The sequence below is a fragment of the Pseudomonas sp. FP818 genome (genome assembly GCF_030687335.1).
Taxonomy (GTDB): domain Bacteria; phylum Pseudomonadota; class Gammaproteobacteria; order Pseudomonadales; family Pseudomonadaceae; genus Aquipseudomonas; species Aquipseudomonas shahriarae.
In genome coordinates, this window is sequence record NZ_CP117427.1 from 735,001 (window position 1) to 759,673 (window position 24,673).

15 protein-coding genes, 2 rRNA genes and 1 pseudogene (1 of these 18 cut by a window edge) are annotated in these 24,673 nt (G+C 61.8%); 12 read left to right on the top strand and 6 right to left on the bottom strand.

Annotated elements, in window-relative coordinates:
- The 8 genes from PSH80_RS03180 to PSH80_RS03215 all read left to right on the top strand — a co-directional run.
- Window positions 1-1,814, top strand: a 23S ribosomal RNA gene (locus PSH80_RS03180) (it extends 1,071 nt beyond the left edge of the window).
- Between the two features lie 172 nt (window positions 1,815-1,986).
- Window positions 1,987-2,102: ribosomal RNA gene (gene rrf, locus PSH80_RS03185) — 5S ribosomal RNA — on the top strand.
- A gap of 155 nt (window positions 2,103-2,257) precedes the next feature.
- On the top strand, window positions 2,258-5,707 hold the full coding sequence (gene recC, locus PSH80_RS03190; RefSeq protein WP_305419161.1) for an exodeoxyribonuclease V subunit gamma: 3,450 nt from the start codon (window positions 2,258-2,260) through the stop codon (window positions 5,705-5,707).
- Entirely contained in the window at window positions 5,704-9,381 is a 3,678-nt protein-coding gene (gene recB, locus PSH80_RS03195) for an exodeoxyribonuclease V subunit beta (protein WP_198800277.1), read from the top strand. The genes recC and recB overlap by 4 nt, the downstream gene beginning before the upstream one ends.
- Window positions 9,378-11,426 carry an exodeoxyribonuclease V subunit alpha gene (gene recD / locus PSH80_RS03200; protein ID WP_057960633.1) on the top strand — a complete coding sequence of 683 codons (2,049 nt, stop codon included), beginning with the start codon at window positions 9,378-9,380 and terminating at the stop codon, window positions 11,424-11,426. Before recB ends, recD begins: the two co-directional genes overlap by 4 nt.
- A gap of 139 nt (window positions 11,427-11,565) precedes the next feature.
- Window positions 11,566-12,138 (top strand): YfiR family protein, encoded by a 573-nt coding sequence (locus PSH80_RS03205; RefSeq protein ID WP_057960632.1) that lies wholly within the window; start codon window positions 11,566-11,568, stop codon window positions 12,136-12,138.
- The gene (locus PSH80_RS03210; RefSeq protein WP_057960631.1) at window positions 12,135-13,403 is read left to right on the top strand and encodes a diguanylate cyclase domain-containing protein; all 1,269 of its coding nucleotides are present in this window, start codon (window positions 12,135-12,137) and stop codon (window positions 13,401-13,403) included. The genes PSH80_RS03205 and PSH80_RS03210 overlap by 4 nt, the downstream gene beginning before the upstream one ends.
- Window positions 13,384-13,899: an OmpA family protein gene (locus PSH80_RS03215; RefSeq protein ID WP_057960630.1), complete on the top strand. Its 516-nt coding sequence runs from the start codon at window positions 13,384-13,386 to the stop codon at window positions 13,897-13,899. The genes PSH80_RS03210 and PSH80_RS03215 overlap by 20 nt, the downstream gene beginning before the upstream one ends.
- Window positions 13,900-14,005: 106 nt before the next feature.
- Here PSH80_RS03215 and PSH80_RS03220 read toward each other — a convergent pair whose 3' ends face one another.
- Entirely contained in the window at window positions 14,006-14,953 is a 948-nt protein-coding gene (locus tag PSH80_RS03220) for a LysR family transcriptional regulator (protein ID WP_057439324.1), read from the bottom strand.
- 131 nt (window positions 14,954-15,084) lie between these two features.
- Here PSH80_RS03220 and PSH80_RS03225 point away from each other — a divergent pair, with 131 nt between their 5' ends.
- Window positions 15,085-16,611 carry a CoA-acylating methylmalonate-semialdehyde dehydrogenase gene (locus PSH80_RS03225; RefSeq protein WP_057439323.1) on the top strand — a complete coding sequence of 509 codons (1,527 nt, stop codon included), beginning with the start codon at window positions 15,085-15,087 and terminating at the stop codon, window positions 16,609-16,611.
- A gap of 14 nt (window positions 16,612-16,625) precedes the next feature.
- Window positions 16,626-17,513, top strand: coding sequence for a 3-hydroxyisobutyrate dehydrogenase (gene mmsB, locus PSH80_RS03230; RefSeq protein WP_305419170.1), 888 nt, complete (start codon window positions 16,626-16,628; stop codon window positions 17,511-17,513).
- 48 nt (window positions 17,514-17,561) lie between these two features.
- Here the strand turns inward: mmsB and PSH80_RS03235 are convergent, their stop codons facing one another.
- Complete coding sequence (locus tag PSH80_RS03235) at window positions 17,562-17,906, bottom strand: cupin domain-containing protein (protein ID WP_057439321.1); 345 nt, start codon at window positions 17,904-17,906, stop codon at window positions 17,562-17,564.
- A gap of 363 nt (window positions 17,907-18,269) precedes the next feature.
- Here PSH80_RS03235 and kynB point away from each other — a divergent pair, with 363 nt between their 5' ends.
- Both kynB and kynA read left to right on the top strand, forming a co-directional pair.
- Window positions 18,270-18,920 carry an arylformamidase gene (gene kynB / locus PSH80_RS03240; RefSeq protein WP_057960628.1) on the top strand — a complete coding sequence of 217 codons (651 nt, stop codon included), beginning with the start codon at window positions 18,270-18,272 and terminating at the stop codon, window positions 18,918-18,920.
- Window positions 18,917-19,774 carry a tryptophan 2,3-dioxygenase gene (gene kynA, locus PSH80_RS03245; RefSeq protein WP_057960627.1) on the top strand — a complete coding sequence of 286 codons (858 nt, stop codon included), beginning with the start codon at window positions 18,917-18,919 and terminating at the stop codon, window positions 19,772-19,774. The genes kynB and kynA overlap by 4 nt, the downstream gene beginning before the upstream one ends.
- Window positions 19,775-19,980: 206 nt before the next feature.
- Here the strand turns inward: kynA and PSH80_RS03250 are convergent, their stop codons facing one another.
- The 4 genes and pseudogenes from PSH80_RS03250 to antA form a co-directional block, all read right to left on the bottom strand.
- The gene (locus tag PSH80_RS03250) at window positions 19,981-21,384 is read right to left on the bottom strand and encodes an amino acid permease (protein WP_057439319.1); all 1,404 of its coding nucleotides are present in this window, start codon (window positions 21,382-21,384) and stop codon (window positions 19,981-19,983) included.
- Between the two features lie 71 nt (window positions 21,385-21,455).
- Window positions 21,456-22,463 carry an anthranilate 1,2-dioxygenase electron transfer component AntC gene (gene antC / locus PSH80_RS03255; protein WP_057960626.1) on the bottom strand — a complete coding sequence of 336 codons (1,008 nt, stop codon included), beginning with the start codon at window positions 22,461-22,463 and terminating at the stop codon, window positions 21,456-21,458.
- Between the two features lie 63 nt (window positions 22,464-22,526).
- Window positions 22,527-23,018 carry an anthranilate 1,2-dioxygenase small subunit gene (gene antB, locus PSH80_RS03260; protein WP_057439317.1) on the bottom strand — a complete coding sequence of 164 codons (492 nt, stop codon included), beginning with the start codon at window positions 23,016-23,018 and terminating at the stop codon, window positions 22,527-22,529.
- Window positions 23,018-24,407, bottom strand: a pseudogene (gene antA, locus PSH80_RS03265) (anthranilate 1,2-dioxygenase large subunit). The gene antB and the pseudogene antA overlap by 1 nt, the downstream one beginning before the upstream one ends.
- Window positions 24,408-24,673 lie beyond the last annotated feature (266 nt).

A 24,673-nucleotide genomic window follows, 5' to 3' on the forward strand; every position in this document is an offset into this window, starting at 1 on the left:
AAAGCGTAATAGCTCACTAGTCGAGTCGGCCTGCGCGGAAGATGTAACGGGGCTCAAACCATACACCGAAGCTACGGGTATCACTTAGGATGATGCGGTAGAGGAGCGTTCTGTAAGCCTGTGAAGGTGAGTTGAGAAGCTTGCTGGAGGTATCAGAAGTGCGAATGCTGACATGAGTAACGACAATGGGTGTGAAAAACACCCACGCCGAAAGACCAAGGTTTCCTGCGCAACGTTAATCGACGCAGGGTTAGTCGGTCCCTAAGGCGAGGCTGAAAAGCGTAGTCGATGGAAAAAGGTTAATATTCCTGTACTTCTGGTTATTGCGATGGAGGGACGGAGAAGGCTAGGCCAGCTTGGCGTTGGTTGTCCAAGTTTAAGGTGGTAGGCTGGAATCTTAGGTAAATCCGGGATTCTAAGGCCGAGAGCTGATGACGAGTTAACTTTTAGTTAACGAAGTGGTTGATGCCATGCTTCCAAGAAAAGCTTCTAAGCTTCAGGTAACCAGGAACCGTACCCCAAACCGACACAGGTGGTTGGGTAGAGAATACCAAGGCGCTTGAGAGAACTCGGGTGAAGGAACTAGGCAAAATGGCACCGTAACTTCGGGAGAAGGTGCGCCGGTGAGGGTGAAGGACTTGCTCCGTAAGCTCATGCCGGTCGAAGATACCAGGCCGCTGCGACTGTTTATTAAAAACACAGCACTCTGCAAACACGAAAGTGGACGTATAGGGTGTGACGCCTGCCCGGTGCCGGAAGGTTAATTGATGGGGTTAGCTAACGCGAAGCTCTTGATCGAAGCCCCGGTAAACGGCGGCCGTAACTATAACGGTCCTAAGGTAGCGAAATTCCTTGTCGGGTAAGTTCCGACCTGCACGAATGGCGTAACGATGGCGGCGCTGTCTCCACCCGAGACTCAGTGAAATTGAAATCGCTGTGAAGATGCAGTGTATCCGCGGCTAGACGGAAAGACCCCGTGAACCTTTACTATAGCTTTGCACTGGACTTTGAATTTGCTTGTGTAGGATAGGTGGGAGGCTTTGAAGCGTGGACGCCAGTTCGCGTGGAGCCAACCTTGAAATACCACCCTGGCAACTTTGAGGTTCTAACTCAGGTCCGTTATCCGGATCGAGGACAGTGTATGGTGGGTAGTTTGACTGGGGCGGTCTCCTCCTAAAGAGTAACGGAGGAGTACGAAGGTGCGCTCAGACCGGTCGGAAATCGGTCGTAGAGTATAAAGGCAAAAGCGCGCTTGACTGCGAGACAGACACGTCGAGCAGGTACGAAAGTAGGTCTTAGTGATCCGGTGGTTCTGTATGGAAGGGCCATCGCTCAACGGATAAAAGGTACTCCGGGGATAACAGGCTGATACCGCCCAAGAGTTCATATCGACGGCGGTGTTTGGCACCTCGATGTCGGCTCATCACATCCTGGGGCTGAAGCCGGTCCCAAGGGTATGGCTGTTCGCCATTTAAAGTGGTACGCGAGCTGGGTTTAGAACGTCGTGAGACAGTTCGGTCCCTATCTGCCGTGGACGTTTGAGATTTGAGAGGGGCTGCTCCTAGTACGAGAGGACCGGAGTGGACGAACCTCTGGTGTTCCGGTTGTCACGCCAGTGGCATTGCCGGGTAGCTATGTTCGGAATAGATAACCGCTGAAAGCATCTAAGCGGGAAACTAGCCTCAAGATGAGATCTCACTGGAACCTTGAGTTCCCTAAAGGGCCGTCGAAGACTACGACGTTGATAGGTTGGGTGTGTAAGCGCTGTGAGGCGTTGAGCTAACCAATACTAATTGCCCGTGAGGCTTGACCATATAACACCCAAGCAATTTGACTACTCTTGACTTGGAAACAAGCAAAAGCATCAGATTGCGGTGTGTGAAGACGAAATGAACCGAAAGTTCGAATCTCACAAAACACCGAAAGCTATCACATACCCAATTTGCTGAAGCGAGACCATTTGGTCACGACTCAGTACCCGAATTTCTTGACGACCATAGAGCATTGGAACCACCTGATCCCATCCCGAACTCAGTAGTGAAACGATGCATCGCCGATGGTAGTGTGGGGTTTCCCCATGTGAGAGTAGGTCATCGTCAAGATTAAATTCCGAAACCCCAATTGCGAAAGCAGTTGGGGTTTTGTTTTGGGCGGGCGAAAAGCGCTGAGGCGATTTGGCGCGCAGTCCAACTCCGCCTGTAACGCCCTTCAATGCTAAAGTCGCTCCCTCGATTTTGCTTTTCCCAAGGAAGCCGTTATGCCGGATGCAACGTCCCTCAGTGCTGGATTTATGGTCGTCCACGGCAATCGCCTGGATGAACTGCGCAGCCTGGTCGTCAGTTGGATGCGTCGTTATCCATTGGCTCCCCTGGAAAACGAAATCGCTCTGGTGCAAAGCAACGGCATCGCCCAATGGCTCAAGCTGGCCCTTGCTGAAGACCCGGAAGAGGACGATCTGGGAGGGTGCGGCATAGCCGCGGCAATCGACGTGCAACTGCCCGGCAGCTTTATGTGGCAGCTCTATCGCATGGTCCTGGGCCGCGATGAAATCCCGGCCAAATCCTTGCTGGATAAAGCCCCACTGACGTGGCGCCTGATGCGCCTGTTGCCCGAGCTGATCGACCAGCCGCACTTCGAGCCCCTGCAACGCTTCCTCACCCATGACACTGACCTGCGTAAACGCTACCAACTGGCGGAGCGCCTGGCCGACCTGTTCGATCAATATCAGGTGTACCGTGCCGACTGGCTGGAAGACTGGGCCGCTGGCCGCCACCAGTTGCGCAATGGCCGAGGCGAAGCCAAGCCCTTGAGCCCGGCCAACTGCTGGCAGGCCGAGTTATGGCGCGCGTTGCTGCTGGACTTGGGTGAGGAAGGCATGGCGCAAAGCCGTGCCGGGGTTCACCAGCGTTTTATCGAACGCATTAATAACCTGGACACCGCCCCCCAAGGCCTGCCGTCCCGCGTCATCGTGTTTGGCATTTCTTCCTTGCCCGCCCAGGCCCTTGAAGCCCTGGCCGGTCTGGCCCGTTTCAGCCAGGTGTTGCTCTGCGTGCACAACCCTTGCCGTCACCATTGGTCCGACATCGTCGCCGACAAAGACCTCCTGCGAAACGAATACAAACGCCAGGCGCGCAAGACCGGGATGCCTGTCACCATCGACCCGCAAACTTTGCACCAGCACGCCCACCCCTTGCTGGCCGCCTGGGGCAAGCAAGGTCGCGACTACATCAACCTGCTGGACAGCTACGACGATCCCAACAGCTACCGGTCGGCCTTCCGTGACGGGCGCATCGACCTGTTCAGCGACAGCGAGCCGACCACCATTCTCAACCAGCTACAGGACGATATCCTCGAACTGCGCCCGCTCCCGGAAACCCGCGAGCGCTGGCCGGCCGTCGATCTGCAGCACGACACCTCGATCCGCTTCCACATCGCCCACAGCGCCCAGCGCGAAGTGGAAATCCTTCACGACCAACTGCTCCAACGCTTCAGCGCGGACCCGACGTTGCGCCCCCGCGACGTTATCGTCATGGTCCCGGACGTTGACAGCTATGCACCGCATATCCGTGCGGTGTTCGGCCAGTTGGACAAGAAAGACCCACGTTTCATCCCCTTCACCCTGACGGACCAGGGCCAACGGGGCCGCGACCCGCTGTTGATCGCCGTCGAACACCTGCTGAAACTCCCGGACAGCCGTTTCCCCGTCAGCGAAATCCTCGACTTGCTGGACGTTCCCGCCTTGCGCGAACGCTTCGCCATCCAGGAGCGCGACCTGCCCACGCTGCACCGTTGGATAGAAGGCGCAGGCATCCGTTGGGGGCTCGATGCTGAACAGCGCGCAGGCCTGGGCCTGCCCAGTGCGCTGGAGCAGAACAGCTGGAGATTCGGCCTGCGCCGCATGCTGCTGGGCTACGCGGTCGGCAGTGGCGCAGCCTGCGCCGGCATTGAGCCCTATGACGAAATCGGCGGCCTCGACGCGGCGCTGATCGGGCCCTTGGTCGCCCTGCTTGACGCATTGCACGATGCCCACCAAGCCCTGTCACAGCCCGCGACCCCGCAAGCCTGGGGCACACGCCTGCAAGACTTGATGCAGCGCTTCTTCCTGCCCAGCAATGAACACGATGACTATCTGCTGGGTCAGTTGGAGCAATTGCGGGAAGACTGGCTGGAGACCTGCGAGTCCGTCGGCCTGTACGACGAATTACCGCTGACTGTCGTGCGTGAGGCCTGGCTCGCCGGTCTCGATCAGGGCCGCTTGTCCCAGCGCTTTCTCGCCGGTGCCGTGAACTTCTGCACCCTGATGCCGATGCGGGCCATCCCCTTCAAGCTGGTGTGCCTGCTGGGCATGAACGACGGCGACTATCCCCGCGCGCAACCGCCGCTGGATTTCGACCTGATGGGCAGCGACTACCGCCCCGGCGACCGCTCCCGGCGTGAAGACGACCGATACCTGCTGCTCGAAGCCCTGCTCTCGGCGCGCGACCAGCTCTACATCAGTTGGGTCGGCCGCAGCATCCGCGATAACAGCGAGCGCCCGGCGTCCGTGCTGATCGGCCAACTGCGCGATCACCTCGCCAGCGGCTGGCAGCATGCCCAGGAGCAACCGTTGCTGGAGGCGATGACCCAGGAGCACCCATTGCAACCCTTCAGTGCGCGTTACTTCCACGAGGGCGATCCACTGTTCAGCTACGCCCGCGAATGGCAACTGTTACACGAAGTTCAAGACCAGCCCCTCGAAACGACCGGTCTGGCACCCCACATCCAGGAAGAACCCCTGAGCCTGGGTCAGTTGCAGGACTTTTTGCGTAACCCTGTCAGGCATTTCTTCAGCCAGCGCCTCAAAGTATTTTTCGAAGCCGCTGAAGTGCCCCTGGCCGATGAAGAACCCTTCGTCCTCGACGCCTTGCAGCGCTACACCTTGAGCGACAGCCTGCTCGCCGCCGCGCTGACCGACCCGGATCATCTCGAACAAGCCCTGCAGGCCCAAGCGCAACGTCTTCAAGGCAGTGGCCTGCTGCCCATGGTCGGTTTCGGCGAATGCCTGCGCAACGAGCTGATCGAACCCTTGCCTGACTTGCTGCAACGCTACCAGCAACTCCTGGCACTCTGGCCCACGCCACACAATACGGCGGAGCCCGTCAGCTTCGCGCACCAGGGTATTCAACTCGACGGCTGGGTCAGCGGCTTGCACCGGCGCAGAGATGGCGGCTTGCTCAGCGTGACCACCATCCCCAACAGCATCGGCTCGATCAAGACCCGCAAGTGGCATCGCCTGATCCGCCCATGGGTCAACCACCTGGTGGCCTGCGCCTGTGGCCTGCCCTTGAGCACCGGCCTGGTGGCGAGTGATGACACGCTCCTACTGGCGCCACTGGAGCAAAACCTTGCCCAGGATGTGCTTGGCAACCTGCTCCTGGCCTGGCGGGCCGGCATGAGCGAACCACTACCGATCGCGGTGAAGACCGCCTTCGCCTGGCTCGGCCAGACTGACCCGGACAAAGCCCAGACCGCCGCCCTTAAAGCCTACGAAGGCGATGGCATCACCAGCGATGGCGAGCGCCGCGAAAGCCCGGCCCTCACCCGGCAATTCCCCGACTACGCGGCCCTGGTCGCCAGTGAAGATTTCGAAGGCTGGTGCGAAACCCTGTACCGCCCACTCATCACCGCCCCCTGGCGATCACTGACCAGCGAGGAGGCCCGCTCATGAGCACCAAACCCCTGGCCCTGGCCTTCCCCCTGCGTGGCAGCCAACTGATCGAAGCCAGCGCCGGTACCGGCAAGACCTTCACCATCTCCGCGTTATACCTGCGCCTGGTTCTGGGCCACGGTGGCGATGAGGCGGGTTTTGGCCGCGAATTGCTGCCGCCGCAAATCCTCGTGGTGACCTTCACCGATGCCGCCACCAAAGAGCTGCGTGAACGCATCCGCACCCGCCTGGCACAAGCGGCGCGTTTCTTTCGTGACGAAATCGAACAGCCCGATGCCCTGATCGCCGAGCTGCGTGATCAGTACAGCGCCGAGCAGTGGCAGGGTTGCGCCAACCGCCTCGACATCGCCGCGCAATGGATGGACGAGGCCGCCGTCTCGACCATCCACAGTTGGTGCCAGCGCATGCTGCGCGAGCACGCTTTCGACAGTGGCAGCCTGTTTACCCAGACCCTGGAAACCGACCACAGCGACTTGCTTGGCGAAGTGTTGCGCGACTACTGGCGGCTGTTCTGCTACCCGATGCACGGCGATGCCCTGAACTGGGTCCGCAGCAACTGGGGTGGCCCTGCGGCGCTGATGCCCCGAGTGCGCGCGTTGTTCGGTAGCGAGCGCCCCGGTGATGAACCCCGTGAGCCCGCCGAGTTGATCGAGGCCTGCTTGCACGAGCGCCGCGAGGCCCTGGTGGCGCTCAAGGCCCCCTGGCAGCAATGGGCCGCCGAGTTGCGCGAGATCTGCCTGCAAGCTGTCGCCGCCAAGGCTGTGGACGGCCGCAAGATGCAGGCCCGTTATTTCGAGCCCTGGTTCGAGAAAATCAGCGCCTGGGCCGCTGACGAAACCCTGGAACAACTGGACATCGGCACCGGCTTCACCCGCCTGACCCCCGAGGGTATGGCCGAAGCCTGGAAGGGCGACGCCCCCCGTCACCCCGGCCTGGATGCCATGGCGGGCCTCAAAGCCAGCCTCGACGCCTTGCCCACGCCCGATGCTGCAGTGTTGCAACACGCGGCGGCCTGGGTCGGCAAACGCTTTGAAGAAGAGAAACGCCGGCGTGCCGAGATGGGTTTTGACGACATGCTCATCCGCCTCGACGCCGCCCTGCAAACCGAGGGTGGCGAACGTCTGGCAAGCGTAATCCGCGAGCAGTTCCCGGTGGCCCTGATCGACGAATTCCAGGACACCGACCCGGTGCAGTACCGGATCTTCGAAAGCATCTACCGCATCGAAGACAACAGCCCGCGCAGCGGCCTGTTCCTGATCGGCGACCCCAAGCAGGCGATTTATGCGTTTCGCGGCGCCGATATCTACACCTACCTGCGCGCCCGCCAGGCCACCGCCGGGCGCTTGCATACCCTGGGCACCAACTTTCGCTCCAGTCATGCGATGGTCGAGGCGGTCAACCACGTGTTCGAGCGTGCGGAGTCCGGGCGTGGGGCGTTTCTGTTTCGTACGCCCGACGGCGACAACCCGGTGCCTTTCCAGCCAGTGTCGTCCCAGGGTCGCAAGGAGCAGTTGCAGGTCGATGGCCACATACTGCCAGCCCTGAATATCTGGCACCTGCCCACCGACCAGCCGGTCTCCAATGTGCGGTATCGCCAGCAATTGGCAGGCGCGTGCGCCAGCCAGATTGTCGCGTTGCTCAATGGCGGTCAGCAGGGCACGGCAGGGTTTATCAAGGGGGCAGACTTCACTCCCGTGCAACCGTCGAACATCGCCATCCTTGTGCGTGACGGCAAGGAAGCCCAGGCCGTACGCGGTGAGCTGGCCGCGCGGGGTGTGCGCAGCGTGTACCTGTCCGATAAGGACTCGGTATTCGCCTCCCAGGAAGCCCATGACCTGCTCGCCTGGCTCAAAGCCTGTGCCGAACCGGATGTCGAGCGCCCGCTGCGCGCGGCCCTGGCCTGCGTCACCCTCAACCTGTCGCTGCCCGAGCTGGAACAACTGAACCAGGACGAACTGGTCTGGGAGCAGCGAGTCATGCAGTTCCGCGATTACCGCGTGATCTGGCGCACCCAGGGCGTGCTGCCGATGCTGCGGCGTCTGCTGCATGACTTCAAGTTGCCGCAAACCCTGATTGCCCGCAGCGATGGCGAGCGGGTGCTGACCAACCTGCTGCACCTGTGCGAGTTGCTGCAACAGGCCGCCGCAGAGCTGGACGGCGAACAAGCGCTGATCCGCCATCTTGCGGAGCACCTGGCGCTGTCGGGCCAGGCCGGCGAAGAGCAGATCCTGCGCCTGGAAAGCGATGAGCAACTGGTCAAAGTGGTGACTATTCACAAGTCCAAGGGCCTGGAATACGACCTGGTCTTCCTGCCGTTTATCTGCTCGGCCAAGCCGGTCGACGGCAGCCGCCTGCCGCTGCATTACCACGATGCCAACGGCAAGTCCCAGGTCAGCCTGAAACCCACCGTCGAACTGATCGCCCAGGCTGATGACGAGCGCCTGGCCGAAGACCTGCGTCTGTTCTATGTGGCGCTGACTCGGGCCAAGCATGCCTGTTGGCTGGGCGTGGCCGACCTCAAACGCGGCAATAACAACAGTTCGGTGTTGCACCTGTCAGCCCTGGGCTATCTGCTGGGCGGCGGCGCGGCCCTGGGTGAGTCCGCAGCCCTGGCCCGCTGGCTGATGGATTTGCAGGACGGCTGCGCGGCGATTGCCTACGGGCAAATGCCGGAAGCTGACACCAGTACCTACCAACCACCGCGCAATGACGCGACCTTGCTCGCGCCGCTGCTGCCCAAGCGCAAGGCCGCGGAAAACTGGTGGATCGCGTCCTACAGCGCCCTGCGCATCGGCGAAAGCATGAGCGCCGCCAGCCTGGAAGCCCCGGAAAGCCCCCAGGCACAGAAGCTGTTCGACGACGAACGCCTGGACCCGGATGCACCGCGCGAAGTCGCCGCGTCTGGCGGGGATATTCACCGTTTCCCACGGGGCCCCAACCCCGGGACCTTTCTCCACGGCCTGCTGGAGTGGGCCGGTAACGAAGGCTTCAACGTAACGGCCGAAGCCATCGAAGATGCCGTTGCCCGGCGCTGCAACCGACGTGGCTGGGAAGGCTGGATCGGCACCCTCAGCGGCTGGCTCGGGCACCTGTTGCAACTGCCGTTGGGCCTGGGCCATGGGCAGGCATCTGTGACCCTGAGCGACCTGCAGCACTATCAGATTGAAATGGAGTTCTGGTTCGCCAGCCACAAAGTCGATGTGCTCGCCCTCGACCAACTGGTCTGCCAATACACCCATGACGGCGTGTCGCGGGTCGCCGCCGAGCCGGTGTTGCTCAATGGCATGTTCAAGGGCTTTATCGACCTGACCTTCGAACATGACGGCCGCTACTACGTGGCTGACTACAAATCCAACTGGCTCGGCGCCGACGACGCGGCCTACACCCGTGAGGCCATGGAACAGTCGATTCTCGACCATCGCTACGACCTGCAATATGTCCTCTACCTGCTGGCCCTGCATCGCCAACTCAAGGCGCGCCTGCCGGATTACGATTACGACCGGCATGTGGGCGGCGCGCTCTATCTGTTCCTGCGCGGTAGCCAAGCCGTGAGCCAGGGCGCGTATTTCACCCGGCCGCCACGGGAGCTGATCGAACGCCTGGACCTGCTGTTCCAGGGCAAGCCGCAACCGCCCAAGGTCGAACCGGCCTGGGAACAAGGAGTCCTGCTATGAGCCTCTCGACAATGCCGCTGGAGGCACTGGCACCGCTGGATCGCGCTGACGACCTGATGCACCTGCTGGAGCGCTGGGTCGAGCGCGGCTGGCTGCGGGCGCTGGACAAGGCGTTCGTCGGCTTTCTCCACGAACTGGATCCACAGGCCGATCCCCTGGTGCTGCTGGCCGCCGCCCTGACCAGTCACCAACTGGGCCACGGCCATGTGTGCCTGGACCTGTTCGAAACCCTGAAGGCCCCGGATTTCGCTCTGTCGCTGCCCCCAGAAGGGGATCTTTCAAGTGGCGTGATGCTGCTGCCCTCGCAATTGCTCGAGGGCCTGGACGGCGCCCATTGGTGCCATGCCCTGGCCGCAAGCCCGCTGGTGGCGCTGGCCGTCGATGGCAGTGCGGCGGCGCAAAGCCGGCCATTGGTATTGTCGGGCAAGCGCCTGTATCTGCGGCGTTACTGGACCTATGAGCGACGCATCGACAGCGCCTTGCGTCAGCGTCTTGCCGTGCAGGAAGCGGTCTCGGCCGACCTGCCCCAGCGCTTGAATGGCCTGTTCGACCAACCGCCCCCGGACGGCGTGGTCGATTGGCAGAAACTCGCCTGTGCCCTGGCCACGCGCGGTGCGTTCAGCATCGTCACCGGCGGCCCCGGCACCGGCAAGACCACCACGGTGGTGCGCCTGTTGGCCTTGCTGCAGGCACCCGCAGTGGAGCAGGGCACGGCCTTGCGCATCCGCCTGGCGGCGCCTACCGGCAAGGCGGCGGCACGCTTGACCGAATCCATCAGCCAGCAAGTACGCTCGCTGCAAGTGCCCGACGCTGTGCGCGAAAAAATCCCCACCGAGGTCACCACCGTGCACCGCCTGTTGGGTAGCCGCCCCGGCACCCGGCATTTCCGCCATCACGCGGGCAACCTGTTGCCGCTGGATGTGCTGGTGGTGGATGAAGCCTCGATGATCGACCTGGAAATGATGGCCAACCTGCTGGATGCCTTGCCGCCCCATGCGCGCCTGGTACTGTTGGGGGACAAGGACCAATTGGCCTCGGTGGAAGCCGGCGCGGTGCTCGGCGATTTGTGCCGCGATGCCGAAGCGGGTTGGTACAGCCCCGACACCCGCCAATGGCTGGAAAACGTCAGTGGCGAGACCCTGGCGGGCAGCGGCCTGCTGGAGGATCTCGAGGCCAGTCATCCGCTGGCGCAACAAGTGGTCATGCTGCGTTATTCCCGGCGTTTCGGCGAAGGCAGCGGCATCGGCCAACTGGCGCGCTGGGTCAACCAGCAAAACCCCGAGCAGGCTCGCCAACTGCTGGACGCCGGCAGCCACGACCTGTTTTGCCTGCACCTCAAGGGCGAGCATGACCGCGCCCTGGAGCGCCTGGTGCTGGACGGGCAGGGCAGCGATGCCCAGGGCTATCGCTACTACCTGAACCTGTTGCGCACCACGCGCCCGGCAGCCGAGACACCCCGCGACGACTCGCGCTGGACCGACTGGGCGCGCCAGTTGTTGCAAGCCTTCGATGCCTTCCAGTTGCTGTGCGCGGTGCGCAAGGGCCCTTGGGGCGTGGAAGGCCTCAACCAGCGCATCACCGCGGCGCTGCTCAAGGCCCGGCTGATCGACAGCGACCAGCAATGGTACGAAGGCCGCCCGGTGCTGATGACCCGCAACGACTATGGCCTGGGCTTGATGAACGGTGACATTGGTATCGCCTTGAAGCTGCCCGAAAGCGACGGTGGGCCGCAGGTGCTGCGCGTGGCCTTCCCGCGCAACGATGGCCAGGGCGGAGTGCGCTTTGTGCTGCCCAGCCGCCTCAATGATGTGGAAACCGTCTACGCCATGACCGTGCACAAGTCCCAGGGCTCGGAGTTTGCCCACACGGCCTTGATCTTGCCGGATGCACTGAACCCGGTACTGACCAAGGAGCTGATCTACACCGGCATCACCCGCGCCAAGGATCGCTTCAGCTTGATCGAGACCCGTGGCGGGGTTTTCGAAGAGGCGGTGCGGCGCAAGGTAAAACGGTTGAGCGGGCTGATGTTGGAGTTGGGTGCGTGAGAATGTGGGAAAAACCTGACCGATATGTCGGGTTTTTCGTGATGAATGGCAGAATCTACCTAGAGCCCGTCTCGATGGGGTTTCCGCCAATATGCTATCGTTGCGGCATTATCCCGAGAAGATCATAGAGAATCGCTGCATGAACGTGGCTGTCTCGCCCGCAGAGCGTAGTTGGAGCTGGAGACGATTGCTGCTATCGGCCGTTTTGTGTCTCGTCACGCCTCTGGCTTTTGCCCAGGCGCCCACAGCCAGTGCAGCCGACCAGCGGGCCCAGGCCGTCACCCAGGTGGTACTGGGGATTCTCAGCTACGCCCGTTGGCCGGTGGAGCCCGCACAACTGCGGTTGTGCATCGTTGGCCCGACCCAATACACCGACGACCTGGTCAAGGGTACCACCCAGGCCACCGGCCGGCCGGTGGTGGTCCAGCGCTTGCTGGCGGACAACCCCAATATCGTCAATGCGTGCGACGCGCTGTACATCGGCAAGCTCACTCCTGACGAGCGTGGCCGCCTGTTCACCGCGTTGACTGGCCATCCGGTGCTGAGCATCAGCGAAGGCGGCGATCAATGCACTGTGGGAAGCCTGTTTTGCCTGCGGGTCACTGATGAGCAAGTCTCGTTCGAGGTCAACCTCGACTCCGTCGCCCGCAGCGGTGTGCGCATCCATCCCAGCGTCCTGCAGTTATCCCGTCGTCGGGCGCCGGAGCCATGAAGCTGCGTAACGCCAAAACCCGCCCTACATTACGTTCGGTCCTTGGTCGCGGGCACCTGAGTGTGGCGCTGGTGGCCGTAGCCATGGCCAGCGTCTCCCTGACCCTGCTGGGGGTGCTGGCCCTACGGGTATATGCCGACCACAACCTGCACCTGATCGCCCGCTCGATCAACTACACCGTAGGAGCCGCAGTGGTGTTCAAGGACCGCGTGGCGGCCACCGAAGCCCTGGCGCTGATTGCCTCCACTGAAGAAGTCGCTGAAGCCCGGGTGCTGGACCTCAACGGCAACACCCTGGCCCATTGGGTGCGTCCGGAAACGGGGGTGCTGTCCAGGATCGAGCTGGAGTTGGCCCACACGCTGCTGGAAGAGCCCATCAGCCAGCCGATCCTGCATCAAGGCCAGAAAATTGGCACCGTCGAGTTGAGTGGCCACGGCGGTAGCCTGTTGCGCTTTTTGCTCAGTGGCCTGGCGGGGATCATCATCTGTACCGCTATCAGTGGCTGGGTCGCGATTTACCTGGCACGGCGCATGTTGCGCGGCATTATCGGCCCCCTGCACAGCCTGGCCGACGTCGCCCACGCTGCGCGCAGCGAGCGGGCCTTCGACCGCCGTGTGCCGCCGGCGCAGATCGCCGAGCTCGACAGCCTGGGCAACGACTTCAATGCCCTGCTTGACGAGCTGGAAGCCTGGCAAACCCACCTGCAAAGCGAAAACGAAACCCTTGCCCACCAGGCCAGCCATGACAGCCTGACCGGGCTGCCCAACCGCGCCTTCTTTGAGGGCCGCCTGATTCGCGCCTTGCGCAGCGCGGCCAAGCTCAACGAGCGAGTGGCGGTGCTGTTCCTCGACAGTGACCGCTTCAAAGACATCAACGACAATTTCGGGCATGCCGCCGGTGACGCCGTCCTGGTTGCGGTCGCCGCGCGCGTGCGGGCGCAACTGCGCGAGAGCGACCTGGTGGCCCGCCTGGGCGGTGACGAGTTCGCCATCCTGCTCTCGCCCCTGCACAAGCTCGAAGATGCCCAGCGCATCGCCGACAAAATCATCGCCAGCATGGACCAGCCCATCCCGCTGCCGGGCAACACCGAAGTGTTGACCTCACTCAGTATCGGTATCGCGGTATATCCCGATCATGGTGCCACTCCCGGCGCCTTGCTCAATGCCGCCGATGTGGCGATGTACCAGGCCAAACGCCTTTCCCAGGGCGGCCAGCACACGGCGGAGTCGGAGCACCCCGCTGCCAATGTTCAACACAGGAGTTGATCCCTTGTTTGCTAACACACGCGTTCTGTTTATCACCTTGTTTATTGCGCTACTGGCCCTGAGTGGCTGCCAGACTCCCCCCCCCAAAGGCCTGACCCCGGTGCAAGTGGCGGTGCTCAAACAACAAGGCTTCGAACTGACCGACGAAGGTTGGGCGTTTGGCCTGTCGGGCAAAGTGCTGTTTGGCAGCGACGTCGAAAAACTCAACACGCCCAGCACCGAGATCGTCGAACGCATCGGCAAGGCCCTCACCGGCGTGGGCATCGAACGCGTGCGCGTAGACGGCCACACCGATGCCTCGGGCAAGGAAGCCTACAACCAGCAACTGTCCCTGCGCCGGGCGAAAAGCGTGGGCAAGGTCTTGGTGGACGTGGGTATGAAGGAAGAAAACGTGCAACTGCGCGGCCTGGGCAGCAGCGAGCCGGTGGCCTCCAACAGCACTTCTGCGGGCCGTACCGAGAATCGCCGGGTGTCGATTGTAGTGATCGCCGACTGAGCCGACAGGCCGGTCTGAATTTCAAACACGCTCAACTTTGGGAGCGGGCAAGCCCGCTCCCACACTTATCAGTGCCGACCCAACGTTCTGCGCCCGCAGCAGCCATTCAGTCTGCAAACACCATCTCCCGCGTCTCCCCCATCAACAACCCCTGGTTCTGCTCCGTCACCTCCCGGATGTAATCCCACAACAGGGTAATCCGCTTGAGCTTGCGCAGGTCTTCGCGGCAATACATCCAGAACTGCCGCGTAATATTGATCTCCTCTCCCAACACCGGCAGCAACCGCGAGTCCTGCGCGGCCAGGAAGCACGGCAAGATCGCCAGCGAGCGCCCCTGCTGCGCCGCCACGTACTGCGCAATCACGCTGGTGCTGCGCAGGCTGGCGCTGGCGCCCGGGACGACATTGGCCAGGTACAGCAGCTCTGAGCTGAACGCCAGGTCATCCACGTAGCTGATAAACGGATGGTCGGCCAAATCGGCCGGGCGGCGGATGGGCGGGTGCTGGTCGAGGTATTCCTGGGTCGCGTACAGCTGCAACTTGTAGTCGCACAGTTTGCAGCACACGTAGGGCCCGTGTTCCGGGCGTTCCAGGGCGATGACGATGTCGGCTTCGCGCTTGGACAGGCTGATGAAGTGGGGCAGGGGCAGGATGTCGACCGAGATCGCCGGGTAGGTATCGACGAAGTGGCTCAGTTGCGGGGTGACGAAAAAACTACCGAACCCTTCGGTACAGCCCATGCGCACATGCCCCGACAGCGCCACGCCGGAGCCCGATACTTGTTCGCAGGCCATGTGCAGGGTGCTTTCGATGGACTCGGCGTAACCCAGTAAACGCTGGCCTTCATTGGTCAGCACAAACCCGCTGGTCCGGGATTTCTCGAACAGCAGGGTGCCCAGCGAGCCTTCCAGCGAGCTGATGCGCCGCGACACGGTGGTGTAGTCCACCGCCAGGCGCTTGGCAGCGACGCTGGCCTTGCGGGTACGCGCCACTTCGAGGAAAAACTTCAGGTCATCCCAGTTCAGCGAGCCTAAAGACGTGATGTTTTTTTGCATGTTGGACCGGCTTTTATGTGGGTTCTTATTGGAAGTTTGCACATCTATACTCCAAAAATCGTCCGAACGCCTCATCCTCAAGGCGCTTCACGCCTTGGCTCTCTGCATAACTACAAGATCTGGAGACCACAATGAACGCATCGCTTACGTCTGCCGATACCACCGTCAAACAGGCCAAACTGTTGATCAACGGTGAATGGGTCGAGTCCAAGACCACCGAATGGCAAGACATCGTCAACCCGGCGACCCAACAAGTCCTGGCCCGTGTGCCCTTTGCCACGGCCGATGAAGTCAACGCGGCCATCGACGCTGCCCATCGCGCCTTCCAGACCTGGAAGCTGACGCCGATCGGCGCGCGCATGCGCATCATGCTCAAGCTGCAGGCGCTGATTCGTGAACACTCCAAACGCATTGCCGTAGTCCTCAGTGCCGAGCAGGGCAAGACCATTGCCGATGCCGAGGGTGATATTTTCCGTGGCCTGGAAGTGGTCGAGCACGCGTGCTCCATCGGCACCCTGCAAATGGGCGAGTTCGCCGAGAACGTCGCCGGTGGCGTCGACACCTACACCCTGCGCCAACCCATCGGCGTCTGCGCCGGCATCACCCCGTTCAACTTCCCGGCGATGATCCCGCTGTGGATGTTCCCGATGGCCATCGCCTGCGGCAACACCTTCGTGCTCAAGCCTTCGGAACAGGATCCGCTGTCGACCCTGATGCTGGTGGAACTGGCGCTGGAAGCCGGGGTGCCGGCCGGTGTGTTGAACGTGGTCCACGGTGGCAAGGATGTGGTGGATGCTCTGTGCACCCACAAAGATATCAAGGCCGTGTCCTTTGTCGGCTCGACCGCCGTCGGCACCCACGTCTACGACCTGGCGGGCAAGCACGGCAAGCGCGTGCAGTCGATGATGGGCGCGAAGAACCATGCGGTGGTGCTGCCCGATGCCAACCGTGAACAGACGCTTAACGCACTGGTTGGCGCTGGTTTCGGCGCGGCCGGCCAGCGCTGCATGGCCACCTCGGTGGTGGTGCTGGTGGGCGCGGCCAAGCAGTGGCTGCCGGACCTCAAGGCCCTGGCGCTGAAGCTTAAAGTCAACGCCGGCAGCGAAGCCGGGACCGACGTGGGCCCAGTGATTTCCAAGCGCGCCAAGGCGCGTATCCTCGACCTGATCGAAAGCGGTGTGAAAGAAGGCGCCAAGCTGGAACTGGACGGCCGCGACATCCAGGTGCCGGGCTTCGAGCAAGGCAACTTCGTCGGCCCGACCCTGTTCTCGGGCGTGACCACCGATATGCAGATCTACACCCAGGAAATCTTCGGCCCGGTGCTGGTGGTGCTGGAAGTCGATACCCTCGACGAAGCCATCGCCCTGGTCAACGCCAACCCGTTCGGCAACGGCACCGGCCTGTTCACCCAGAGCGGTGCGGCGGCGCGCAAGTTCCAGAGCGAAATCGACGTCGGCCAGGTCGGCATCAACATCCCGATCCCAGTGCCAGTGCCGATCTTCAGCTTCACCGGTTCCCGTGGTTCGAAACTCGGCGACCTGGGCCCGTACGGCAAGCAAGTGGTGCAGTTCTACACCCAGACCAAAACCGTCACCAGCCGCTGGTTCGACGACGACAGCGTCAATGATGGCGTCAACACCACCATCAACCTGCGTTGATCAAGGAGACGACCATGAAAATTGCATTTATCGGCCTGGGCAACATGGGCGCACCCATGGCCCGCAACCTGATCAAGGCTGGCCACGCGCTGAACCTGTTTGACCTGAACGAGACCGTGCTCAAGGAACTGGCCGAATTGGGCGGCACCATCAGTGCCTCACCACGCGCAGCAGCAGAAGGCGCCGAACTGGTGTTGACTATGCTGCCCGCTGCCGCCCATGTGCGCGGCGTCTGGCTGAGTGAAGACGGCGTGCTCGCCGGTATCGGCACAGGCGTGCCGGCCGTGGATTGCAGCACCATTGACCCTCAGACCGCCCGCGATGTGGCGGCAGCGGCAGCCAAGCACGGCGTGGCGATGGCCGATGCGCCGGTCTCCGGCGGCACGGGCGGGGCGCAGGCGGGGACGCTGACCTTTATGGTCGGCGCCACCCCGGAACTGTTCGCCACCCTGCAACCGGTGCTGGCGCAGATGGGCCGCAACATCGTGCATTGCGGTGAAGTCGGCACCGGGCAGATCGCCAAGATCTGCAACAACCTGCTGCTGGGCATCAGCATGGTCGGCGTCAGCGAGGCCATGGCCCTGGGCGATGCGCTGGGCATCGACACCCAGGTGCTGGCCGGCATCATCAACAGCTCCACCGGGCGCTGCTGGAGCTCCGACACCTACAACCCATGGCCGGGCGTGATCGAGACCGCGCCGTCATCCCGGGGTTATACCGGGGGGTTTGGCGCTGACCTGATGCTCAAGGACCTGGGCCTGGCGACCGAAGCGGCACGCCAGGCGCACCAGCCGGTGATCCTGGGGGCGGTGGCGCAGCAGTTGTATCAAGCGATGAGCCAGCGTGGGGAAGGGGGCAAGGACTTCTCGGCGATCATCAACAGCTATCGCAAGCCCCAATAGGGGATTTTCCGGGAGCCCGCGTCGGGTGGGCTCCCGGGTTTTTCGTGCTCAGGCAAACACGAAGTACTTACGTACCGTCTCGACCACTTCCCACGTGCCCTTCATGCCGGGCTCCACCACAAAGATATCCCCAGCGCGCAAATGGATCGGCTCCAGGCCGTCCGGGGTGATCACGCAGTAGCCTTCCTGGAAATGGCAGTATTCCCACTTCACGTACTCCACGTACCACTTGCCCGGAGTGCAGATCCAGGTGCCCATGATCTTGCTGCCGTCTTCGCTGGTGTAGGCGTTGAGGTTGACGGTGTGCGGGTCACCTTCGAGCTTCTCCCACTTGCAGGCATCCAGGACCGGTAGGGGATGGGTATCGCGCAGTACGGTGATCGGCTGGGACATGATGGCTCCAAGGCAGGGAAATGAAGTTCTACCCTATAACCCCAGGTCGGATGCCAGTGGTCTGAACTCGACACTGGGATGCCCAGAAGCGCATCGGAATACGATCTTAAAACCTACACCGTCCCTGTGGGAGCGGGCTTGCCCGCGATGGCGGTGTGTCAGGTGACGCATTTTTCACTGGTCCACTGCTATCGCGGGCAAGCCCGCTCCCACATTTGATCTGGGGTGGCTGATGGATCCATTCAATAATCAGGCGTTTCTTCGCAGTAACTACGAAAGAAATCAGCCTTCGCGCTGGAATTCGCAAGAATATTTACCGCTGGCCCTCGTATCATTCACCTTAGAAACGACCGAGAGCCTCGTATGAACCCAATAAAAACGTGGTGGGATATCAGCCCACCCTTGAGCACCGCCACCCCGACCTGGCCGGGCGATACGCCCTTCCAGGAAGAGCGCGTCTGGCAGTTCGGCCCCGAATGCCCGGTCAACGTCGGCCGCATTACGCTGTCGCCCCACACTGGCGCCCATGTCGATGCGCCGTTGCATTACAGCGTCGACGGTGCGCCCATCGGCGAAGTCTCGCTGGATGTGTACCTGGGGCCGTGTCGGGTGCTGTATTGCCTGGACAGCGGCGCGCTGGTGCAGCCCGAGCAGTTGCAAGGTCGCCTGGATAACCTGCCGGAGCGCGTGCTGCTGCGCACTTATCAACAGGCGCCGTTGACCACCTGGGACGCGAACTTCACCGCCGTCGCCAAGGAAACAATCGAGCTGCTGGCCAGCCTCGGCGTGCGCCTGATCGGCATCGACACGCCGTCCCTGGACCCGCAACAGTCCAAGACCATGGATGCCCACAACGCCGTCGCCCGTCATGGCATGGCGATTCTCGAAGGCATCGTGCTCGACGACGTCCCGCAGGGCGATTACGAGTTGATCGCGCTGCCGCTGCGCTTTGCCAACCTCGATGCCAGCCCGGTACGAGCAATCCTGCGCCCGCTCAAGGAGCCCACGCGATGAGCCAGTGTCCTTTCTCCCCTGATTACCAGCCGCCGGAAGAATGGCATAACGCCGAGCTGAATTTTTCCGAGTCCATGAGCTATGGCGACTACCTGGACCTGGGCAAAGTGCTCACGGCCCAGCACCCGCTGTCGCCGGACCACAACGAGATGCTGTTTATCATCCAGCACCAGACCTCCGAGCTGTGGATGAAGCTGATGCTCCACGAACTCAAGGCTGCCCGCGAGCATGTGCGCCTGGGTGAGCTGGCGCCGGCGTTCAAGATGCTGGCGCGGGTGTCGCGGATTTTCGACCAACTGGTGCACGCCTGGGCGGTCCTGGCGACCATGACGCCGTCGGAATACAAGGCGATCCGCCCGTACCTGGGGCAGTCGTCGGGCTTCCAGTCGTTCCAGTACCGGGAAATCGAGTTCATCCTCGGCAATAAAAGCGCGGCGCTGTTGCGGCCCCACGCCCATCGCCCGGAGTTGCTCAAGGAGCTGCAAGTGGCGATCGCCACGCCGTCGCTGTATGACGAAGCGATCAACCTGATGATCAAGGCGGGCCTGGCGATTGACCCGCAGCGTGCGCAACGCGACCCTACGGCGCCTACGGTTCATGACGAATCCGTGGAGGCGGCGTGGCGCGAGGTGTACCGCGACCCGACCCGTTACTGGGACCTGTATCAGTTGGCCGAGAAGTTTATCGACCTGGAAGACTCGTTCCGCCAATGGCGCTTCCGCCATGTGACCACGGTGGAGCGGATCATCGGCTTCCAGCCGGGCACCGGTGGCACTGAGGGCGTGGGGTACCTGCGCAAGATGCTCGACACCGTGCTGTTCCCCGAGCTGTGGCGGGTGCGTTCGACGCTCTGATTGAAACCCAACAAAAAGCCCCGGCACTCATTGAGTACCGGGGCTTTTTGTTGGCAATGCATACCTATTGTGACCCTGTTCATGGGGGAGCCGGGCTTGCCCGCGATGCAGGCGGCTCGGTCATTCAGTTAGACCGAGTCGATGCCATCGCAGGCAAGCCAGCTCCCACATAAGCCAGCTCCTGCACAAGCCGGCTTCTACACAGGTTATTGCGCGACAGCCAGGGCCTTGTTCTTCCTGGAGCGCAACCAGTACGCCAGGAAGAGAATCCCCACCCACACCGGCATCGCATACACCGATGGGCGCATGTCCGGGATTGCCAGCATCACGCCAACGATCACCAGCATGAACGCCAGGCACAGGTAGTTGCTGAACGGGAACCAGAAGGTCTTGAACGACGGCACCACGCCTTGCTCGCCCATGGCCTTGCGGAACTTGATGTGCGTCAGGCTGATCAGCGCCCAGTTGATCATCAGCGAAGCAACCACAAGGGCAAACAACAGCACCAGTGCATCCTTGGGTGCCACGTAGTTGATCACCACGCACAGCAACGTCACCAGGGCCGAAATGCCCAGGGCGCGCAACGGTACGCCTTGCTTGTTGAGCTTCATCAGCGCCTTGGGCGCGTCGCCTTGCTCGGCCAGGCCGAACAGCATGCGGCTGTTGCAGTACACGCCGCTGTTGTACACGGACAGTGCCGCGGTCAGCACCACGAAGTTGAGGATGTGCGCGGCGGTGTCGTTACCGATCAACGAGAAGATCTGCACGAACGGGCTGGCACTGTAGGCATCGCCGGACGCGCCGAGGGTTTGCAGCAGTTGATCCCATGGGTACAACGACAGCAGCACGGTCAGGGCGCCGACGTAGAAAATCAGGATCCGGTACACCACCTGGTTGATCGCCTTGGGGATCACCTTGCGCGGCTCGCTGGCTTCGGCAGCCGTAATACCCACCAGCTCCAGGCCGCCGAACGAGAACATGATGAACGCCATTGCCATCAGCAGGCCCATGCCGCCGTTAGGGAAGAAACCGCCGTGGTCCCACAGGTTGCTGATCGAGGCTTGCGGGCCACCGGTACCGCTGAACAGCAGGTAGCAGCCGAGCACGATCATGCCGATGATCGCCACCACCTTGATGATCGCGAACCAGAACTCGGTCTCACCGAAGAACTTCACGTTCAGGGTGTTGATCAGGTTCACCGCAACGAAGAACACCACTGCGCTGACCCAGGTCGGCACTTCAGGCCACCAGAACTGGATGTACTTGCCCACCGCTGTCAGCTCGGCCATGCCCACCAGTACATACAGCACCCAGTAGTTCCAGCCGGCGAGGAAGCCGGCATAGCCGCCCCAGTACTTGTGGGCGAAGTGGCTGAAGGAACCGGCGACCGGTTCCTCGACGATCATCTCGCCCAACTGGCGCATGATCAGGAATGCGATAAACCCGGCTATCGCATAGCCCAGGATCATCGACGGCCCCGCCGATTTCAGCACCCCGGCCGAACCGAGGAACAAACCCGTACCAATCGCCCCGCCCAGGGCAATCAGCTGAATATGCCGGTTTTTCAGGCCACGCTTGAGGCCAACCGGGTTAACCATGTCATCCGCCATTAACATTCCCTTCTACTTGTTTTTTTCAGGGTTGATCCTGCACGCCAGATCCGCCCCTCACTGCTGAGGGGTCAGATATTACTCTCGGTAAACTTTTCGTAATACAGCTGAACGCCATCAAGTGCCTGATCTTGCAGCCAGTTCTTGATGGATTCGACCATTGGAGGGGGGCCGCACACGTACATATCGGCCGATCTATCCCGCAATTCGGCCACGTCGAAATGTTCGGTCAGATAACCGCGCTTGCCAGACCACTGCGGCGATGGGTCGCTGAGCACTTCGGTGTAGCGAAAACCACGGATCGTTTGTGCATACGCCTTGATGCGCTCGGCCTCGCACAAATCCTCGGCCCCGCGCACCCCGTAGTACAGATGCACCGGTTGCTCGCAGCCGCGCTCGGCCAATTCATCGAGCATCCCCAACAGTGCCGACAACCCGGTGCCGCCGGCCACCAGCACCAGGGGCTGGGTGACGTGTCGCAGATAAAACGCGCCCAGCGGTGCCTGCAGCTTGATTTCATCGCCGACCTGGCAGCGCTCGCGCACGTAATTGCTCATCACCCCGTCCGGCAGCAAGCGGATCAGGAACTGCAAGCGGTTGCCCGGGCGGTTGGCGAAGGAGTAGGAACGCTGATGCTCGGTACCGGGGATCGACAGCCGCGCATATTGCCCCGGCAGAAAGTCCAGGGCGCGCTCCAGTTGCACCGACAGGATCGCGGTGCTGGCCGACACCTGCTGCACCTCGCACACCGTGGCGCTGAGTTGTTCCGGGCCCGGTGCGTTGCACAGGCTTGAGTCGAAATCGAAGTAAAACGCCGCGTCGGATTGGACCCGGGTCTGGCAACTGAGCATCTTGCGTTGTTGCAGGTCGAGGCTGGACAGGGCCTCGTCATCCACATAGTCCTGGCTGTAGTCGCCGGACTCGCAGCGTCCCTGGCAGGTGCCGCACACGCCTTCGCGGCAATCCAGGGGGATCTTGATGCCGTTGCGCAACGCCGCGTCCAGCAGGATTTCGTTGCTGGCCACCGGAAAGAACAAGGTCTTGCCGTCGGCAAAACTGAAGGCCACTTTGTGATTCATCCACCGCACTCCGCGTAGATAGATTGATGACTGGCGAGGTTGCCCCTCGCCACAGGGGCACGGTCAGAGGTGATAGAAGTCCAGCACCGAGTTGATGGTGTCGTTGAGCAGCAGCGCATGCTTGCGCGTGATCAGCCAACTGTCGCCATGGGGCTTGAGGCTGTAGGTGGCGTGGCCATAGAACTGCTCCGACATCGCCAGCCGATAAAACAGCGTGTGCCAGTTCAACCGCACCTCCAGGCAGCCATCAGCCTGCTCGGCAATCCGTACGTTATTGATCAGGTGCAAGGTGCGCGGCATCGGCGTGGCGGACGCGGCCTTGCCGGTGCGCAGGCGGAACACCCGATCTTCCAGGCCCGAGCGGTTGGCGTAGTAGATCAGCGACATTTCGCGCTTGGGGTCGCGGGTGTAGACGTGTTCCGAGTCCCATTGCGGCAGGTGGAACTCACTCTGCGGGTCGAACAACTGCACGTAGGCGTCCCAGTCCTGGGCGTCGCACAGTTCGGACTTGCGGTAGAAAAACTGCTCGATCTGATACTGCAATTGCGCGTTCATCATTTCACCTCGTGCAGTTTCAACGATTGCGCCTCAAGCCCGTCCAGCAGGAATGTCTGCCAGTTGCGGTGCTGGTTGACGTACAACCCTTCGTGGGTGAACTCGGTGCCGGTCATGGCCGGCTGGATGCCGATGGCCTCGCTGTTGGGCGTCGGCCCGGTTTCCCAGCGATGGCTGCCCCGGGAGATATCGCTCCAGCGTTCCAGGCGGCCCTGGAAGCCGCGCTGGGCTTCGCGAAATTCCACCAGGTCATCCGGGGTGCCCATGCCGGACACGTTGAAAAAGTCTTCAAACTGGCGGATACGGTTTTCGCGGTCGGCGTCGGACTCGTGCTTGACCCCCAGGCACTGGCTGATGATCTCGGTCTTGTTCCACGCCACCGGGCGGATGATGCGCAGTTGCGAGCTGATCTGGTCGAGAAAGAACAGGCTGGGGTACACGTTGAGGTTGCGCAGGCGGTGCATCATCCACTCGGCCTTTTGCTGGCCGTGTTCTGCCACCAGGCGCGGCATGATGGTGGCGTAGCCGGAGCGCACGCTGGGGTTGGGCATCGCAGAACAACACGCTGTGGCCGTTGTTGAAGGCAAACCAGCCGTCATCGGTATTGGCATCGCCGGCGCCGAGTTTGCTGTAGTCCAGGGTGCTGCCGGAGGCGCTGCCGTTTTCCGTATTGACCTGCTGGCGATGCTGCACCGTGGCCACGTAGTTATAGTGCACGGTGCTGACGTGGTAACCGTCCAGGCCGTTTTCGTTCTGCAGCTTCCAGTTGCCGTCGTAGGTGTAGGCCGACTTGCCGGGCAGCACTTCCAGCTCGCCGGTGGCGGACTGCGCGACCATCATGTCGAAGAACACTTTGGAGTCGCCGAGGAAGTCTTGCAGGCTGTTGCTGCCGTGCACGTCGAGGCTGATAAACACAAAGCCCTTGTAGCTTTCGATGCGCGCCTTCTTCAGGCCGCGGGTGGCCTTGTCGAAACCTTCCGGGTATTCCCCCGGCGCCTTGACCTTCACCAGGCGGCCGTCGCTCTTGTAGCACCAGGCGTGGAACGGGCAGGTAAAGGTCGACTGGTTGCCCTTGCCGACCCGGGTCAGGGTGGTGCCGCGATGCTGGCAGGCGTTGATCAGGGCGTTGAGCTGGCCTTCACCGTCACGGGTGATGATCATCGGCTGGCGCCCGGCGCGCATGGTTACGAAGTCGTGGTTATTGGCCAGTTCGCTTTCGTGGCAGGCGTAGATCCAGTTCTTTTCGAAGATCAGTTCCATCTCCAGGTCGAACAGCTCAGGTTCGGTGAACATGTCCCGGGCGATGCGGAACACACCCTCGGCCGGACGGAAATCCAGGCAGCTTTCGATAAACGTTTTCCATTGCTCGACGCTTCTTGCACCACTCATGGGAGGCACCTTTTATTGGGTAGCTAATCGGTGGTTCATTAGAGGCGGGCAGGGGGGCGGCCAGCTATCCGCTTAATGGGGGAAGATGGGCCGCATAGTTGGGGCGCAAATACCCACATCCGTGCAACGACGCCGGGGAATGCGCTACTGTCAGGCTAGGCAATTGTCGAAAAAGCCGGCTTCTTATCCACATAGTCGACGCTCACTATCCACCCAGTGGCCAAGTGCGCGACGTGGCGCAGAACTTGCCTTGATCCACCGGACGC

Coding starts and splice junctions, on each gene's coding strand:
- PSH80_RS03250 (WP_057439319.1), bottom strand. CDS start 21,384: ATGGCGGATGACATGGTTAACCCGGTTGGCCTCAAGCGTGGCCTGAAA.
- PSH80_RS03215 (WP_057960630.1), top strand. CDS start 13,384: ATGTTCAACACAGGAGTTGATCCCTTGTTTGCTAACACACGCGTTCTG.
- recB (WP_198800277.1), top strand. CDS start 5,704: ATGAGCACCAAACCCCTGGCCCTGGCCTTCCCCCTGCGTGGCAGCCAA.
- PSH80_RS03235 (WP_057439321.1), bottom strand. CDS start 17,906: ATGTCCCAGCCGATCACCGTACTGCGCGATACCCATCCCCTACCGGTC.
- kynB (WP_057960628.1), top strand. CDS start 18,270: ATGAACCCAATAAAAACGTGGTGGGATATCAGCCCACCCTTGAGCACC.
- antC (WP_057960626.1), bottom strand. CDS start 22,463: ATGAATCACAAAGTGGCCTTCAGTTTTGCCGACGGCAAGACCTTGTTC.
- PSH80_RS03210 (WP_057960631.1), top strand. CDS start 12,135: ATGAAGCTGCGTAACGCCAAAACCCGCCCTACATTACGTTCGGTCCTT.
- PSH80_RS03205 (WP_057960632.1), top strand. CDS start 11,566: ATGAACGTGGCTGTCTCGCCCGCAGAGCGTAGTTGGAGCTGGAGACGA.
- mmsB (WP_305419170.1), top strand. CDS start 16,626: ATGAAAATTGCATTTATCGGCCTGGGCAACATGGGCGCACCCATGGCC.
- kynA (WP_057960627.1), top strand. CDS start 18,917: ATGAGCCAGTGTCCTTTCTCCCCTGATTACCAGCCGCCGGAAGAATGG.
- antB (WP_057439317.1), bottom strand. CDS start 23,018: ATGAACGCGCAATTGCAGTATCAGATCGAGCAGTTTTTCTACCGCAAG.
- recC (WP_305419161.1), top strand. CDS start 2,258: ATGCCGGATGCAACGTCCCTCAGTGCTGGATTTATGGTCGTCCACGGC.
- PSH80_RS03225 (WP_057439323.1), top strand. CDS start 15,085: ATGAACGCATCGCTTACGTCTGCCGATACCACCGTCAAACAGGCCAAA.
- recD (WP_057960633.1), top strand. CDS start 9,378: ATGAGCCTCTCGACAATGCCGCTGGAGGCACTGGCACCGCTGGATCGC.
- PSH80_RS03220 (WP_057439324.1), bottom strand. CDS start 14,953: ATGCAAAAAAACATCACGTCTTTAGGCTCGCTGAACTGGGATGACCTG.